This is a genomic window from Pseudomonas huaxiensis, assembly GCF_003231275.1.
GTDB classification, from domain to species: domain Bacteria; phylum Pseudomonadota; class Gammaproteobacteria; order Pseudomonadales; family Pseudomonadaceae; genus Aquipseudomonas; species Aquipseudomonas huaxiensis.
On record NZ_QKVL01000213.1, the window covers coordinates 1 to 272 of the forward strand.

1 protein-coding gene is annotated in these 272 nt (G+C 61.0%); it reads right to left on the reverse strand.

From position 1 onward, the window contains the following. Window positions 1–272 (reverse strand): hypothetical protein (locus DM374_RS32930; RefSeq protein WP_157969840.1); only part of this gene is annotated, 272 nt, incomplete at both ends.

Consider the following 272-nt stretch of genomic DNA (forward strand, 5'->3'; position numbering starts at 1 on the left):
GGTTTGTTGTCGAACCAATGGGTCTCGGCCGTCCAGTCCTCGCTGTCTTCGTAGCGCCACTGAGCCAGCAGCGGCTGCAGGGTCGTGTTGTGAAACGCACTGAGCATTCGTGGCGCACTCCATGCGCGATACGCGCTGGCATTGAAGCGTGCCCCCATGACCCGCAGCGGACCAGAACCCGCCGGGCGGTTGACGGCATAAGTGTTGATCAGGGATTTCTCGACGGGCCCGCCTGCGCTACGGGTGACTTCATACTTGAGGTCAATGTCCTT